Below are 16,563 nucleotides of genomic sequence, written 5' to 3'. Positions count from 1 at the left end.
GCCCGCCGCTCCGAAAAGCGCGCCACCCGCCAGCACAAAGGGCACCATCCCCAGCGTGTGCGGCCCCAATTTATCCAGACAGCGCGATGATGGATTCCCGCAGGGCAAACAGGATCCCGGTCATGGCGACAGGGAAGATGGCGCAGAACAATAGCCCATCGCGCCAGGCTTGCCGGGACCCGGTCCATCCTTCCTGTATGCTTGGAGAGGCCGGGATCGTACCAGGGTTTTCTCGTCAAAAAGAACCGGCACCTTGCGCTGCGAAACGGCCACGGCGCGCCCCGACCATGTCCGGATCGACAGGTGCGCCCGCCGCTGCTACGGTCGGTTCAGCGGATGGTCCACAGGCGCAGCGCCCTCAAGCACCGAAGACTTGATGTCAGGGAGGGGAAATCGAAGCGAGGTCCGACCATGCGCCTGACCAGAATTGCCTGCATATGACCGTAAATGCATATCGCAATTGAACCCCACCCGAATTACCCTTTGACGGAGCGGTGTCACGCGTCGTCCACAACCCGACCGGAGAGAAACATGCAACTCATGATAAACGGAGAACCGCGCGAGATTGACGCGAATCCGGACATGCCCCTTCTGTGGGTCCTGCGCGACGAACTCAAAATGACCGGAACGAAATTCGGCTGCGGTGTCGCCTCGTGCGGGGCGTGCACGGTGCACGTCAACGGCGAAGCCACGCGGTCGTGTCAGGCACTGATCGGCGATCTCGAAGGCGCGAACGTGACCACCATCGAGGCGATCGACACGCCGGCGGCAAAGGCGATTCAGGCAGCCTGGGTTGAACTGCAGGTCCCGCAATGCGGCTACTGCCAGTCCGGTCAGATCATGTCAGCCTCGGCGCTGCTGAGCGAAACGCCCAAGCCCAGTGACGACGACATCGACGCAGCCATGGAGGGCAATCTCTGCCGCTGCGCCACCTATGCCCGCATCCGCCGCGCGATCCACCGCGCCGCCGAAATCATGGAGGCCTGAGATGCTGCATTATCTCGATGCGAAACGCCCCGCGCCGCAGCCCACGCGCCGCACTTTCCTCAAGCTGTCGGCAGGGGCTTTGGGCGGGCTGCTCGTCGGTGCGGTCCTCCCCCAAAAGGGCCTTGCCGACACCGCCTCCGGAGCAGTGGCCACGCCTTTTGTGCACATCACGCCGGACAATCGCGTGATCGTTCTCAGCAAGCATCTCGACAAGGGACAAGGGACAGCGACGGGCCTTGCGACGCTGGTCGCCGAGGAACTCGACGCCGCCGCAGACCAGGTCGAGGTCGAATTCGCCCCGTCGAATCCCGAACTCTACAAGAACTTCCTGTTCGGCCTTCAGGGTACAGGTGGGTCCACCGCCATGGCCAACTCGTTTGACCAGTACCGTCAGGCCGGGGCTGTCGTCCGCGCGATGATCGTGGCTGCGGCTGCATCGGAATGGGGCGTGTCGGCGGGCGATATCGCGATCACAAACGGCGTGGTCTCGGCGGGCGGAAACTCGGCAACCCTGGGAGAACTTTCAGCCCTCGCCGCGGCGCAGGAGCCGCCAGCCGAAGTGACGCTGAAATCCCCCGAGGACTGGGTCTATATCGGCAAGGATTTTCCCCGCGTGGAATTGCCGATGAAGACGCGCGGCAGCGTCGGTCTGTTCGGAATGGATGCCCAGCCCGAAGGCGGACTTGTGGCCGTAACCGCCCGCCCGCCCCGCTTTGGCGCAACCCTTGCCTCGGTGGACGCGACGGCCGCGCTGGCCCTGGACGGGGTCGAGGCAGTTCTCGAGATCCCGCAAGGCGTTGTGGTGGTGGCGACCAATACATGGACAGCGATGCAGGGGCGCGAGGCGCTGGTGCTTGACTGGGCCGCGGGCTCGGGCGAGACCCGGGGCACCGATGCACTTCTCGCCGAATTCCGCGCCGCACTCGACGCACCCGGCCTGCCGTCCCACCCCCGCGGCGACGCGGCCACCAAGCTCGCGCAGGCCGCGCAGGTGATCGAGGCTGAATACGTCTTTCCCTACCTTGCGCATGCACCGATGGAACCGCTCGACATGACCGTGCTGTACGATGGCCAGTCGGCGACCTTCTGGGGCGGTTCGCAGATCCAGACACTGGATCACGGCACAGCGGCGGCGGTGCTCGGGCTCGACTTCCCGCAGATCACGATCAACACCCGCTGGGGTGGTGGATCTTTTGGTCGTCGCGCAAGCCCTGACGGCCATCTGGCCGCCGAGACGGCGATGATCGGCAAGGCCTGGCTCGACGCGGGAAACACCGCGCGGCCGATCAAGCTGGTGTATTCCCGCGAAGACGACATTCGCGGCGGCTACTACCGGCCGATGGCGGTGCACCGCGTGCGCGCCGGGCTCGACGCCGAAGGCAACATCTCGGGCTGGGAGCATCGTATCGTCAGCCAGTCGATCTTTACCGGCACATCGTTCGAAAGCTTTGTCGTTCAGGACGGGGTCGACCATTCGACGGTCGAGGGCATTTCGGACACCACCTATGCGATCCCGGACATGCATGTGGACGTGCATCACCCGAAGGTCGGCGTTCCCACGCTGTGGTGGCGTTCGGTCGGGCATAGCCACACCGCCTATGTGATGGAAACCATGATGGATGAGCTGGCCATCGCGGCCGGGCGCGATCCGGTTGAGTTCCGCCTAGCCCACCTTGCAGGCGATGCACGGCTGGCCGGTGTGCTGCGCCTTGCAGCCGAAAAAGCCGGGCCGACAGGGCCCGAGGGCACCCATCGCGGCATTGCGGTTCACAAGAGCTTCAACAGCTACGTGGCCGAGATTGCGGATGTGCGGATCCGCGACAACGGCACCGTCAAGGTCGAGAAAGTGACCTGCGGGGTCGATTGTGGCGTGCCGATCAACCCCGACAACATCAATGCCCAGATCGAGGGTGGGCTGGGCTATGGCTTGTCGGCCATCCTGCGCGAAGAGATCACGATGGTGGACGGCGAAGTGGCGCAGTGGAACTACCCCGATTACACGCCGCTTCGGATCACCGACATGCCGGAGGTCGAGGTGCACATCGTTCGCTCGGACGAGGCACCAACAGGCATCGGTGAGCCGGGCACGCCCCCGATCGGCCCGGCCGTCGCCAACGCTGTCTTCCGGGCGACGGGTACCCGCATTCGTGAACTTCCCTTCACGCGGCACGGGCTGGCCTGACACTGCCAGCATGACAGCCGGAGAAGGCCAAACCCGGTCATGCCTGCGCTAGCACATCCCGGCTGCGACGCCTTGGGGTGTGCAGGCGCATCACGCGCGCACCGTGCAGCCGGAGGACAGATCCGGTTTCATCGCAAGCAAATCCATCAGGCCACAATTGCCGCGCACCAGGTCTTCGAGTGTGACCATGTCAAGCTCGTGATAGAACGCTTCGAGCGCGCGGGTGACGTAGGACCGCAACCGGCAGGTGGCCGCCAACGGACAGGTGTTGCGCACTTCGTCGAAGCATTCGGCAAAGGGAATTTCCGTCTCGAAGATGCGGAACACGGCGCCAATCGAAATACGGTCGGCGGATTTTGCAAGGCGGATGCCCCCGGTCCGGCCACGCAAGGTTTCGAGATAGCCCTCGGCCTGCAATTGCTGAACGACGCGGGCGACATGGTTGGTCGACGCATTGCACCGTTCCGCGATGTCGGAGGTGCGCACAAGCTGCCCGTCATTGACGGCACAGAACATCAAGGTGCGCGCCGCAAGGTTCGTTCGTGTCGTCAGTCGCATCCGGGTTCCCTCACAATGGAGCCGTTATTCCACATCTCTGATACCAGTTTCCTTGATCCAGATCACGTCAATTCATCAGCGACTGTCATAAGAGGCTCTCAGTCACTCAAAAGGCGCTGAGCATGGATGATCCTTCGAAGCCGCAACAGATGTCTGCCAGGGCCACGGCCCCGGGTGGCGGTCTTTCCGTCTTGGCCAACCTGATCTGGCTTGCGCAGGCGTGGGTCATCGCCACCGTTCTTGCCGACCTTCTGTCCGGGACGGCGCCACAGGTGTGGCTCTCTGCGCTGTCGTTTCTCGGGCTCGGCGTTTTGCGCGCTCTGCTGAATCTGCGAGCGCAAGCCGCGCTCAGCCATGCGGCGGAGGCGGAAATCCATCGCTGGCGTCTGGACATCGCCGCGACCGAGGCCGCAACAGCCGATGTCTCGCGCTTTGGAGGTGCGGGATCGCTTGCGGCGCTGGCCACGGAAAAACTGGAGGCGCAGCGCGCTTTTCTCCTCCGCTACAAACCTGCGCGGATGCGCGTGATGGTGGTGCCCCTTCTCATCCTAGCGATCACGGCATGGCACAGCTGGGCGGCGGCGGTGGTGCTCCTGGCGGCGGGGCCTTTGATCCCGGTGTTCATGGCGCTTGTCGGCTGGGCGGCAAAAGACGCCAGCGCACAACAGATGGTCGAGATCGGCTCGCTGAACGATCTGCTTGCGGATCGGTTGGCGGCTTTGGCGGATTTGAAGCTGATTGGCGCAGGGCCGCAGGTGATCGACGGCTTTGCCATGGCGTCCGATACATTGCGACACAAGACGATGGCCGTACTGCGGATCGCCTTTCTGTCCTCGACCGTGCTCGAATTGTTCTCGGCTCTTGGTGTGGCAATGATTGCCGTGTGGGTCGGTTTTGCACTTCTCGGCGAGATTGGCTGGGGAACATGGGGGAGCCCGCTGACACCGTTTGCCGGGATCTACCTGCTCCTGCTGGCGCCGGATTTCTTCCAACCTCTGCGCGATCTGGCAGCGGCCTGGCATGATAAGTCCGCCGCAGCCGCAGTGAAGGAAGACATGGCCTCATGGCAGGACGAGGCGCGCCCCAAAATGCTGGGGGCGGGCGCGGCTTCACCAGCGATGGCCTTTGAGAGTTTGGTCTTGTCGGGGGCAAAGGTTGAACACGCTGACCAGACCCTGCGCTTCCCCGATCTTGAGATCCGGCCCGGCGACAGCCTGGCAATCCAAGGGCCAAGTGGCGTCGGCAAAACGACCCTTCTTCGGGTGATTGCGGGTCTGGAACGCCCATCGCATGGGGCTGTCCTGGTGAATGGTGTGCCCCTCTCTGACACGCAGGCCGACGCGTGGCGCGCGTCTTTGGGCTGGATGCCACAAACGCCGCGCTTTTTGGGGCGCAGCCTGCGCCACAACATCGGTTTCGGCGCGCCTTTGGACAAAAGCATTCTGCATCGCGCACGCGTTTCGCATGTGTTGGACACTCTGCCTTTGAATGACCTGACGCAGTTGGGAGAGTCGGGCGCGGGTCTGTCCGGAGGCGAAGCGCGGCGCGTGATGCTGGCACGCGCGCTGCATCGCAATCCGTCCGTTCTTTTGGCCGATGAGCCGACCGCAGACCTTGATGCAGAGACGGCGCAGGACATCATCGACGGCCTGCTCGCCTACGTGGCTGACGGCGGCACGTTGATCACCACCACGCATGACCCGCGGCTGATTGACCAGATGCATCGGGTGATGACGCTGGAGCCCCGCGCATGAGATCCTTGTTCAAAATCATGCACATCCTTCTGGCCGGGGAGACCCGCGCCTTTGCACAGGGAATGGCACTGTCCCTGACGGTACTGATCATGGGCGTCGCGCTGTTGGCGCTGTCCGGATGGTTCATCACCGCCGCCGCCGCTGCCGGAATGATCGGGCTGGGAACGCTTTTCAACGTCTTCGCCCCGTCCGCGATGGTGCGCTTCCTCGCCCTCGGGCGTACTGCCGCGCGGTATGGAGAGCGGCTGACCACCCATGACGCAACGCTGCGCGCATTGTCGAATCTGAGGGTGCGATTGCTGGGCGGCGTTCTGACCTCGCCCTACCGCCGGATCGAACGGCTACGCGCGAGCGTGTTTCTGAACCGAGTGACGTCGGATGTGGATGCGTTGGACGGTCTCGCGCTGCGGCTGGTCCTGCCCGGTGCGGCGGGGCTTGCCGTCATCTGCTTGTCCGCTTTGGCTGTTGCGGTACTGGTGTCCCCGGTGATCGGCGGGGTCATTGTTCTGGGCCATGCTATCGGCCCGACACTGGTGTTTTTCTGGGGGCAACACCGGGCGGACGCGCCATCCCGCAAAGCGCAAGCTGGCATGCAGTCCTTGCGCAGCCGCGTTATCGACCTGATCACCGCACGGGACGAGTTGATCGCCTTTGGTCAGATTCCCATGGCGCAGAAGAGCGTGACGAAGGCGGCGCAGTTCCAGTCAGAAAGCCAGGCCGAGGTCGAGCGGATCAAGCGGAACACAGGGTTTTTGCTCGACCTCATGGGCTGGACGGTGGTCGCCATGTCGCTGGGGATCGGGGCGTCGCTGGCGCAGGCTGGTGACATCACGGCGGCGCAAGCGGCCATCGCGATCTTCGCCGCTCTTGCCCTGTCCGAAGCGGTGGCACCAGTGCGCCGCGCCCTTTCAGAGATTGGAAAGATGCGGTCCGCCGCGAAGCGGATTTCGCCGCTGATAGGAGACCACTCTGAGCCTGGCACGACATCAGCGATGTCCGTCTGCGATGGCCCACTGGTCTTGAACACTGTGACCGCGGCGCGCGCCGGAGCGGCAACGCCTCTTTTCGCGCCTGTCGATTTGACCCTCGCAAGCGGCGAAACAATCGCACTCACCGGACGCAGCGGATGCGGAAAGTCGACCCTGCTGCTGATCGCGGCGGGTCAGATTGCGCCGCTGGGCGGCGATGCGCGCTTTGGCGGTGAGGATGTGTTCCGGATTGACCCGGACCAGCGCGCAAATCTGATCGCGATGGTGCCTCAGCGGCATGCGTTGGTCGCCGGGACCATCGCCGAAAACCTGCGGCTCGCCGCGCCCGAGGCAATGGACGACGCGCTTTGGGCCGCCTTGGAGGCCATGCAGCTTGCCAAGACGATACACGCGAAAGGCGGGCTGGACGCCCGGTTGGGGTTCCGTGGAACGGGTCTTTCGGGCGGCGAAGGGCGGCGCTTGGTTCTGGCCCGGGCCGTGTTGTGCAAGCCCAAGCTCTTGTTGCTGGACGAGCCGACCGAAGGCTTGGACGCGCCGATTGCCAAACGTGTGCTTGAGGGTTTGCGGACGGCCCTGCCCGGCGCAGCGATCCTGATGGCAGCGCATCGGCCTGAAGAGGTCGCGTTCGCGGACCGGATCGTAAAGCTGCAGCCTGTGAGGCAGGTCCACTGAAATAATCCGTATCTACGATGCGGGTTTTTGACTCAGATCAAATAACACATTTCTAAATCAGCATATGAAGCAATTAATCCGCATCTTTGATGCGAATTATTGAGCATTAAAGGAGCACATCATGGAGATCGGTCTGGTCGAGCTGTCGCGCATGCAATTCGCGCTGACAGCGATGTATCATTTCCTTTTCGTGCCGCTGACGCTGGGTCTGTCGATCCTCGTGGCGATCATGGAAACCGTCTATGTCATGACGAACCGCCCCATCTGGCGTCAGATGACAAAATTCTGGGGCACGCTGTTCGGCATCAATTTCGTGCTGGGCGTCGCCACCGGCATCACGATGGAATTCCAGTTCGGCATGAACTGGAGCTACTACAGCCACTATGTCGGCGACATCTTCGGCGCGCCGCTGGCGATTGAAGGTCTGATGGCGTTCTTCCTGGAAGCCACGTTCGTTGGCTTGTTCTTCTTCGGCTGGGACAAGCTGTCAAAGGTCCAGCACATGGTGGTGGCCTGGCTGGTCGCCATCGGGTCGAACTTTTCAGCGCTCTGGATCCTGATCGCCAATGGCTGGATGCAGAATCCGGTGGGGGCCGAATTCAACCCCGACACGATGCGCATGGAGATGACGTCGTTCTTCGACGTGTTGTTCAACGAAGTGGCGCAGGCGAAATTCGTGCACACCGTGTCGGCAGGATACGTCACCGCGTCGGTCTTCGTTCTGGGTGTGTCCGCGCTCTACCTGATCCAGAACAAACACAAGGATCTGGCCCGCCGGTCCATCGCCGTGGCCTCGGCCTTCGGACTTGCCGCGGCGCTGTCCGTGGTCGTTCTGGGCGACGAATCCGGATATTCGGCGAGCCACACGCAGAAAATGAAGCTCGCCGCAATCGAGGCGATGTGGGAAACGCACGACGCCCCGGCCCCGTTCACCGCCATCGGCTTTCCCGACCAAGAGGCGCGCGAGACACATTACGCCGTCGAAATCCCGTGGGCGATGGGCCTCATCGGCACGCGGTCACTGACGCAGGAAATCCCGGGCATCAACGATCTGGTCGCGGAATCCGAGGTCAAGATCCGCGACGGCCTGATCGCCTATGACGCGCTGATGACCATTCGCGAACAGCGCGAGGCGACGCCTTCAGAGGTGCGCGAGACGTTCGAGGCGCATTCCGACAATCTGGGCTATGCGCTGCTGCTCAAGCAGTATGTGGACGATCCGCGTGACGCGACCGACGCCCAGATCAAGATGGCGGCGGATGACACCGTTCCCGGTGTGGCGCCGCTCTTCTGGGCGTTCCGGATCATGGTGGCGCTTGGGTTCAGCTTCATCGCAGTGATGGCCTACTTCTTCTACCGGGCCTCGTTCCGACAGATGCAATTCCCGCGCTGGTCGCTTTATGCCGCCGTTGCGATCATCCCGACCCCGTGGATCGCGGCAGAGCTGGGGTGGTTCGTGGCCGAGTTTGGCCGCCAACCCTGGACGGTTGACGGCGTGCTGCCAACGGCCCTCAGCGCGTCGCACCTGAGCATCGCGGATCTGCTAATCACGCTGGCCGGGTTCCTGATCTTCTACTCGGTCCTCTTCGTGATCGAGGTCAGCCTGATGGTGAAATACATCCGCAAGGGCCCGTTCCAGGACGTGGAAGAAACCGACGCCTGGCAGGAACGTCACGAGTCGCGGCTGCGCTCCGAGACCCCCGCTCCGACCCTTGCTGCAACCCCCGCGGAGTAAGACAGATGATCCTTTTTGAACTGATCGAATACGACATCCTGCGCGTGATCTGGTGGGCGCTTCTGGGCGTGTTGCTGATCGGATTTGCCCTGACCGACGGGTTCGACATGGGGGTCGGCGCATTGCTGCCCTTCGTCGCCAGGACCGACGTCGAGCGTCGTGTGGCGATCAACACGGTCGGCCCCGTCTGGGAAGGCAACCAAGTGTGGTTCATCCTTGGCGGCGGCGCGATCTTTGCCGCGTGGCCGCCGCTTTATGCCGTCAGCTTCTCGGGCTTCTACCTTGCGATGTTCGTGGTTCTGGCCGCCTTCATCGTGCGCCCGGTGGCGTTCAAGTACCGCTCCAAGCGGGAGGATGCCACATGGCGCACCCGCTGGGACTGGGCGCTGTTTGCCGGTGGCGCCGTGCCTGCGCTTCTGTTCGGCGTGGCGGTGGGCAACGTGCTTCTGGGAGTGCCCTTCTACCTGACCGAAGACCTGATGCCGATGTATCCGGGCAACTTTGCGATCAAGTTTGTCGGCCTCCTGCGCCCCTTCGCGCTGCTGGCCGGTGTCGTGTCGCTGTCGATGCTTCTGATGCATGGAGCGGCTTGGCTGTCGCTCAAGGCCGAAGGGATCGTCGCAGAGCGGGCCCGGGCGATTGGCGTCAAGGCGGGCATGGTCGCAGCAGCAGGTTATGCGCTGGCGGGCCTCTGGCTGGCCGTGGGTGTGGACGGTTTCGCCTTGGGTGAGGTCGCCGCCAATGGACCGTCGAACCCGCTCTATTCGGACGTGACACGCGGTGGATCGTGGCTGTCGGCCTATGCCGCACGCCCATGGATCGCCGTTGCGCCAATCCTCGGCTTTGTCGGGATCGCGCTGGCGGTCATGGGCCTGAAGGCTGGGCGCGAGGTATCCACCCTGCTCTGGTCGAAGATGGGCATTCTCGGGATCATTTCGTCCGTGGGCCTGACCATGTTCCCGTTCATCCTGCCCTCGACCCTTGATCCCAACAGTTCACTGACCGTGTGGGACGCCTCATCGTCACACCAGACGCTGTTCATCATGCTGATCTGCACCGCGATCTTCATGCCGCTGATCCTGATGTACACGGCTTGGGTCTACAAGGTGCTTTGGGGCAAGGTCACCGAAGAACAAGTCACTGATAACGCTGACACAGTTTACTAAAGGAGACCTGAACCATGTGGTATTTCGCCTGGCTTCTCGGACTGCCGCTTGCCGCGCTCTTCGCCGTGTTGAACGCGATCTGGCTGGAGATGCGCACCGACGCCTGTTTCTCGGACGAAGGCGACTGTCCGATGGGTGAACACATCCATCGAAAGTCCGGGCACTGAATGACCGGGGGCTTGTTCCTTCCTCCCCCAGTCCGGCGCGGATCCCGTTATGGCGAGGGGCCCGCGCCCCCATAGTTCTCAACCGGTCCAATCCGAGAGGACTTTCGACATGAAAAACCTCATTCTCGCAGCCTGCGCCCGCAATGCATCGGTCGAACCGATCATGGTCATGCCGGGACGCGCCCACATCAGTCTTTTCTGATCTACGGCCGTCTTCGTCCCCTGCGCGATTTCGCAAAACTTTTGCATTAGCATCACGCCGCATTTGCAACTCCCTGTTACGCGCAAAAGGCTCTTGGCCTCCGGGTCAAAATCCTCTGCACATCTCAAGGAAAAACACATGCTGAAGTTTCTGGTCCTGAGCGACCTGCATCTGGTTGATGAAAACGAAACGTCCCATGGTCTGGACACCCATCTTCGGATGCAAAGGGCCGTCGATTGGATCAACACACATCACGCGGATGCGGATTTCTGCGTTCTGGCCGGGGATCTGGCCGATATCGGCTTCAAGGGTGCTGTGGCTCCCTATCATCGGCTCAAGACGCTGGTGGATCAGATGGCGGTACCTTGCCACATCACCATCGGCAATCACGACAACCGCGACACCTTCGTGTCGGTCTTCGGGTCGGATCACCGTGCTGACACCGGATGCATCGACAAGGTTATCGACCTTAAAGGCTACCGTGTGATCCTTCTCGACAGCGTGGTTGAAGGGGATGACCATTCTCATGGGGGGCACTTGTCACAGAGCCAGTTGGACTGGCTCAAGGTGCGTCTGGCCGAACATGACGGTCCTGTTGTCGTCATCCTTCACCACCATGCCAACCCGCTCCACGTGCGTGTTGACCGCATTATCCTTGAAAATGGCGATGCCTTTGCCAGAGTTCTCAAGGCACATGGCGATGTGAGGCAGGTGATTGCGGGTCACGTGCATTTCACGTCGTGCGGCGTCTGGCACGGCATTCCCTTTACCACTCTGGCAGGCAACCATTACAACGTGACTGTCCCGCTCAAGGTGGATGCCAAGGTCGACCGGTTGTGGGGTCCAGCGCAGATGGCGGTTGTCCTTGGGGATCAATCGCAAACTTTGATTCACTTCGACAGCTTTCTCGAAGGCAACGCTGTCCTCGGTTGAGCGGCCACTGGACCGTGCCCGGCCGGGCACGGGTTCCTCTCTCCCGGTTGGACCTGCTCCGCAGACCGTCACGGATTTGAATCAAAACTGTCTCGAGACAGAAACCAAAGGTTCCGAGAACCTTCACCGAAGCGTCAGAAGAGCGTCACCTGACGCTCATAGACGACAGTGGTGCGCTGGAAGCGCGACACAGGTTTCTCAATGGGGACGATCATGAAATCCACTTTTGTCAGCGTCTTTGCCGTCGCGGCCGCCCTTGGCGGTGCCGCGTCCGCACAAGACAAGATTACCTTCGAATACTGGTATGGCCTTGGCGGCTATCTGGGCGACGTGGTCCAGCAGACATGCGACCGCTTCAACGAAAGCCAGGACACGTATCAGATCACGTGCGTCGGTCAGGACGGCTATGCAACCGCCGTTCAGAACACCATCGCCGCCTTCCGCGCGGGCAAGCATCCGACTGTTGTGCAGGCCTATGACGCCGGTACAGCCGATCTGATGATGTCGGGTGAATTCTACCCGGTACAGAAAATGATGGCCGATTTCGACATCGACATCGACTGGGACAACTATTTCCCGGGCATCTCGAATTACTACGCCGCATCGAATGGCGAGCTGTTCTCGATGCCGTTCAACTCGTCCACCCCGGTGATGTACTACAACGTCGACGATTTCGCCGCGGCTGGCATCGAAGCTCCCCAGACCTGGGAAGCCTTTGAAGACGGTCTGCGTGCGCTGAAAGCCGCGAATCCCGAAAAATGCGCTTATGGCTATGCTCCCTCGACATGGGTCGATCTCGAACAGTTCTCGATGGCGCACGGCATTCCGGTGGCATCGCAGAACAACGGCTATGACGGTCTGGATGCGGAATACGTCTACAACACCACCCAGCACGTCAAGCACATGGAAGACATCAAGCGCTGGCTCGACGAAGGCCTGCTCGAGATCAAGACAAGCCAGGGCGGCATCAATTCGCGCGACGCCTTCGCACAGAACCAGTGCTCGATCTATTTCGGCTCCATCGCATCGCACGCGACCGTGCACGCATCGGCCGTCGAAGGTCTGAACTGGGACGTCGCCATGCTCCCGATCTACGAAGGGTTCGAGCGCACGAACACCGTCGTGGGCGGCGCGTCTCTTTGGGTGCTCTCGGGCAAGACCGAGGACGAGTATCGCGGCGCGGCAGAATATCTCAAGTTCCTTGCCACGCCCGAGTCCGAGAAGTTCTGGGTGTCCAACACCGGCTACATTCCCGTCACCCGGGCCGCGTTCGAGCAGCTGACCGCCGAAGGCTTTTATGACAACGCACCCTACAAAGGCCGCGAAGTCGCGATGAAGTCGCTGACCTTTACCGACCCGACACCGCTGACACGCGGCATCCGTCTGGGTGGCTTCATCCAGGCGCGGTCCGAATGGATCGCCGAGGTCGAAGCGGGACTTTCCGGTCAGAAATCCATGCAGGAAGCGCTGGATACAGCTGCCGCCCGGTCGAACGACGTGCTGCGCCGGTTCGAGCGCACCTACAAGGGCAAGCAGCTTCCCTGATCCCCACGATCCTGTCCGGAAACGGGCCTTGACCAACCCTCCGTCCCGAAACCCTCGGGGCGGAGATGTCCTCACGGGGTAAAGACATGCGACGCGCCTATTTCAAGAACAACTGGATCGCCGCCCTGGTCGTGGCACCGCAGCTTCTGATCATCTTCGTCTTCTTCTACTGGCCCACCAGCCAGGCGCTTTACTGGGCGTTCACCTTCGAGCAGCCCTGGGGCGGCGGCAACGAATGGGCCGGGTTCGAGAATTTCCGAATGATCCTGACCGACGGGCGCTACTGGGATTCGATCCGCGTATCGATCGTCTACGCGGCGGGTGCGACCGTCCTGTCGATGGGCATGGCGCTGATCTTGGCCGTCTTCGCGGATCGCCAATTACGCGGCTACAAGTACTACCGCATCGGCGCGATCTGGCCCTACGCGGTCGCGGCCCCAGCGGTGGGTCTGGCCTTCCGTTTCATCTTCAACCCGTCCGCCGGGATCATGTCCTATGTCAACGCGGCCTTCCCCGGTTTCTGGGATCCGATCCTGAACGGCGATCATGCGCTGCTGATGGTGATCATCGCGGGCGCGTGGAAACAGGTGGCGTATAACTTCATCTTCTTCCTCGCGGGATTGCAGTCGATCCCGCGGTCGCTGATCGAGGCGGGCGCGATGGACGGCGCCACGGTGCTGCGCCGGATGCGCGACATCCAGTTGCCACTTCTCGCGCCCACGTTCTTCTTCGTCCTTGTCATCAACATCACCGACAGCTTCACCGACAGCTTCGGCATCGTCGACACGATGACGGCAGGCGGCCCGGCCCGCGCGACCAACCTGATGGTCTACAAGATTTACGTCGATGGCTTCCAGGGGCTCGACTACTCGGGTGCCGCGGCACAGTCGATCATCCTGATGTTCCTCGTGATCGCGCTCACCGTGATCCAGTTCCGCTACATCGAACGCAAGGTGCATTACACATGACCCAAGCCGATCTTCCCCTTGCCGCGGCCGCGGGCTCCGCCGAGGCTCGCGCCGTCAACCCGCCGCGCAAACCCAGGATGCCGGGCCTGGTGGAAAACACCCCCGTTCTCAATATCCTGACCCATGTCATCCTACTCACCGGCATGATCATCCTGCTCTTCCCGATGTACCTCGTGTTCAACGCGGCGACGCTTTCCCTCCAGGAGGTCAACGCCCAGCCCGCCCATCTCCTGCCGGGCGACCAGTTCTGGAACAACATCCAGGAAGCCTGGGTCACGCGAGATTTCGGGCAGAAGTTCGTAAATTCGCTGATCGTGGCGCTGGGTGTCGTGACCGGCAAGATCTTCATTGCCTGCATCACCGCCTTCGGCCTCGTGTTCTTCGACCACCGGCTGCGCATGCCGATCTTCTGGATGGTGTTCATCACGCTGATGCTGCCGCTCGAAGTGCGGATCGTGCCGACCTACGCGGTCGCCGCCAACGCGCTGCAGCCGTTCCAGATGATCATGGACTGGACCGGGATCAGCTGGCTGATCCAGACGGTGTCGGGGATCGAGGTCGCGCTCGAATGGAATATGCTCAATTCCTATACCGGGTTGATCGTGCCGCTGATCGCCACGGCGACGGGCACCTTCCTGTACCGCCAGTTTTTCCTGACCATCCCCGACGAACTGGTCGAGGCGGCCAAGATGGACGGTGCTGGCCCGCTGCGGTTCCTCGTCGAAATCCTCGTGCCGCTGTCGCGCACCAACATCGCCGCGCTGGCGACGATCATGTTCGTCTACAGCTGGAACCAGTATCTCTGGCCGCTCCTGATCGTCACCGACCCAAGTTACGGCGTCGTGGCGGTCGAGCTGGGCAAGCTGGTGCCGGATACCAATTCCACCGGAGGCGCGATCCCCAACTGGCACATCGCTATGGCGGGCACCCTGATCGTCACGGTCCCACCGGTGATCGTCGTCATCTTCATGCAGCGCTGGTTCGTGCGCGGCCTGATCAACACCGATAAATGAGGGCATCAGACATGGCCAATATTGACATCCGCCGCGTCACCAAAAGCTATGGCAAGGACGAGGTCATCCACGGCGTCGACCTGACCGTCAACAACGGCGAATTCGTCGTCATTCTCGGGCCTTCGGGCTGCGGCAAGTCCACGCTCCTGCGCATGATCGCGGGGCTCGAAGACATCTCGGGCGGCGAGATCTCCATCGCGGGCACCGTCGTGAACGATCTCGAACCGCGCCAGCGCGGCTGCGCGATGGTGTTCCAGAACTACGCGCTTTATCCACACATGACCGTGGCCGAAAACATCGGCTACGCGCTCAAGGTCGCGGGCATGAAGAAACCCGAGCGTCTGGACAAGGTCCGCGCGGTGGCAAAGTCCGTGGGCCTCGAAGAGTTCATGGACCGCAAGCCCGGGCAGCTTTCGGGTGGTCAGCGCCAGCGCGTCGCCATGGCCCGCGCCATCATCCGCGAACCCAAGGTGTTCCTGTTCGACGAACCGCTGTCCAACCTCGACGCCAAGCTGCGCGTTCAGATGCGCCACGAAATCCGTCGCATCCACAACCGGATCAAGGCGACATCGGTCTTCGTGACCCATGACCAGCACGAAGGCATGACCCTGGCCGACCGCATGGTCATCATGAACAAGGGGACGATCGACCAGGTGGGCACCCCCGAAGAGGTCTACAACCGCCCCGCCACGGTCTACGTGGCCGGGTTCATCGGCTCGCCCGCGATGAATTTCCTCTCGGGTCAAATCTCGGCGGAACAAGGCGCCATTCTTCTCGCCGATGACAGCCGGATCGAGATTTCCGGCGCACAGGCCCGCACCCACGTCGGGGCGTTGGTCCAGCTTGGCCTTCGCCCCGAGGACATGACGCTGTGCGCGCCCGGGGCCGGGCACCTGACAGGCACATTCGATTTCTACGAAGAATTGGGATCGGCAGGTCTGTATCACCTTATGATCGAGGATGTGCCCTTCACCGTCCTGTCTTCGGCCAAGCCCCGCTTCCAGCATGGCGACCCGGTGGGCGTGCTGGCCGACCTCAGCAAATTGCATGTCTTCCGCGCACAGGACGGCGTGCGGATCGACATGGACGCAAGCGTCACACGGCAAATGGAACCCGCAGAATGAAACTCGCCAGCTACAATATTCAGTACGGCAAAGGCAAAGACGACCGCTTTGACCTCGACCGGATCGTGTCCGAACTGGGCGATCCGGACCTGATCGCGCTGCAAGAGGTGGAGACCCACACGGGTCGGTCCGGCATGGTGCATCAGGCCCACGAGATCGCGGCCCGCCTGCCCCACATGCACTGGGTCTACGGCCCCGGCATCGACTTTGACGCCTCAAACATCGTGGACGGCAAGCCGGTGCATCGCCGCCGCCAGTTCGGCAACATGGTGCTGTCGCGCTGGCCGATCCTGTCGATGATCAATCACACCCTGCCCAAGATCGCGCTGCTGAACACGTTCCACCTGCAACGCACATTGTTGGAATGCGTGATCGATGCACCCTCGGGTCCGCTGCGGTTCTGTTCGGTGCATCTGGATCACGTGTCGACCGACACGCGCCGCGATCAGGTCGAATACATGTGCAACCTGCTGCTGCGCGGACACGAACGCGGCGCCAGTGCCGGGGGCATGGTGAAAGACCCCGATTGGAACGACCGCCCGATGCCGCCGCAGCCGATGACCGCGAT

14 protein-coding genes are annotated in these 16,563 nt (G+C 62.1%); 13 read left to right on the top strand and 1 reads right to left on the bottom strand.

The annotated features are described in order from the left end of the window. The first annotated feature begins 531 nt into the window (after window positions 1-531). Together LCF60_RS21060 and LCF60_RS21055 are read left to right on the top strand one after the other, a co-directional pair. Window positions 532-987, top strand: coding sequence for a (2Fe-2S)-binding protein (locus LCF60_RS21060; RefSeq protein ID WP_292294502.1), 456 nt, complete (start codon window positions 532-534; stop codon window positions 985-987). A 1-nt stretch (window position 988) separates the two neighbouring features. Further along, window positions 989-3,169 (top strand): xanthine dehydrogenase family protein molybdopterin-binding subunit, encoded by a 2,181-nt coding sequence (locus tag LCF60_RS21055; protein WP_292294501.1) that lies wholly within the window; start codon window positions 989-991, stop codon window positions 3,167-3,169. Between the two features lie 90 nt (window positions 3,170-3,259). On the opposite strand, the gene LCF60_RS21050 is transcribed toward LCF60_RS21055, so the two are convergent. Further along, window positions 3,260-3,727 (bottom strand): Rrf2 family transcriptional regulator, encoded by a 468-nt coding sequence (locus LCF60_RS21050; protein ID WP_292294500.1) that lies wholly within the window; start codon window positions 3,725-3,727, stop codon window positions 3,260-3,262. 122 nt (window positions 3,728-3,849) lie between these two features. On the opposite strand from LCF60_RS21050, the gene LCF60_RS21045 reads away from it, so the two are divergent. The 11 genes from LCF60_RS21045 to LCF60_RS20995 form a co-directional block, all read left to right on the top strand. Beyond that, complete coding sequence (locus LCF60_RS21045; protein ID WP_292294499.1) at window positions 3,850-5,481, top strand: ATP-binding cassette domain-containing protein; 1,632 nt, start codon at window positions 3,850-3,852, stop codon at window positions 5,479-5,481. Further along, window positions 5,478-7,142, top strand: a complete 1,665-nt coding sequence (locus LCF60_RS21040) for an ATP-binding cassette domain-containing protein (protein WP_292294498.1) — start codon at window positions 5,478-5,480, stop codon at window positions 7,140-7,142. Before LCF60_RS21045 ends, LCF60_RS21040 begins: the two co-directional genes overlap by 4 nt. Before the next feature lie 121 nt (window positions 7,143-7,263). Next, window positions 7,264-8,877, top strand: a complete 1,614-nt coding sequence (locus tag LCF60_RS21035; RefSeq protein ID WP_292294497.1) for a cytochrome ubiquinol oxidase subunit I — start codon at window positions 7,264-7,266, stop codon at window positions 8,875-8,877. 5 nt (window positions 8,878-8,882) lie between these two features. Continuing rightward, window positions 8,883-10,043, top strand: coding sequence for a cytochrome d ubiquinol oxidase subunit II (gene cydB / locus LCF60_RS21030; protein WP_292294496.1), 1,161 nt, complete (start codon window positions 8,883-8,885; stop codon window positions 10,041-10,043). A gap of 14 nt (window positions 10,044-10,057) precedes the next feature. Continuing rightward, the gene (gene cydX / locus LCF60_RS21025; protein WP_292294495.1) at window positions 10,058-10,210 is read left to right on the top strand and encodes a cytochrome bd-I oxidase subunit CydX; all 153 of its coding nucleotides are present in this window, start codon (window positions 10,058-10,060) and stop codon (window positions 10,208-10,210) included. Between the two features lie 340 nt (window positions 10,211-10,550). Then, window positions 10,551-11,345 carry a metallophosphoesterase gene (locus tag LCF60_RS21020; RefSeq protein WP_292294494.1) on the top strand — a complete coding sequence of 265 codons (795 nt, stop codon included), beginning with the start codon at window positions 10,551-10,553 and terminating at the stop codon, window positions 11,343-11,345. A gap of 213 nt (window positions 11,346-11,558) precedes the next feature. Continuing rightward, complete coding sequence (locus LCF60_RS21015; protein ID WP_292294493.1) at window positions 11,559-12,890, top strand: extracellular solute-binding protein; 1,332 nt, start codon at window positions 11,559-11,561, stop codon at window positions 12,888-12,890. 86 nt (window positions 12,891-12,976) lie between these two features. Then, window positions 12,977-13,858 (top strand): ABC transporter permease subunit, encoded by an 882-nt coding sequence (locus LCF60_RS21010; RefSeq protein ID WP_292294492.1) that lies wholly within the window; start codon window positions 12,977-12,979, stop codon window positions 13,856-13,858. Then, window positions 13,855-14,871 carry an ABC transporter permease subunit gene (locus tag LCF60_RS21005; RefSeq protein WP_363318450.1) on the top strand — a complete coding sequence of 339 codons (1,017 nt, stop codon included), beginning with the start codon at window positions 13,855-13,857 and terminating at the stop codon, window positions 14,869-14,871. The genes LCF60_RS21010 and LCF60_RS21005 overlap by 4 nt, the downstream gene beginning before the upstream one ends. A gap of 11 nt (window positions 14,872-14,882) precedes the next feature. Next, entirely contained in the window at window positions 14,883-15,995 is a 1,113-nt protein-coding gene (gene ugpC, locus LCF60_RS21000) for a sn-glycerol-3-phosphate ABC transporter ATP-binding protein UgpC (RefSeq protein ID WP_292294491.1), read from the top strand. Continuing rightward, a partial coding sequence (locus LCF60_RS20995) for an endonuclease/exonuclease/phosphatase family protein (RefSeq protein ID WP_292294490.1) occupies window positions 15,992-16,563 on the top strand: 572 nt, incomplete at its 3' end. The genes ugpC and LCF60_RS20995, both read left to right, overlap by 4 nt.

Origin of the sequence: Marivita sp. (genome assembly GCF_020055635.1) — a bacterium.
Classification (GTDB): Bacteria; Pseudomonadota; Alphaproteobacteria; order Rhodobacterales; family Rhodobacteraceae; genus Marivita.
Note: the sequence above shows the minus strand (reverse complement) of the source record. Positions and strands in the feature narration are given on the sequence as shown.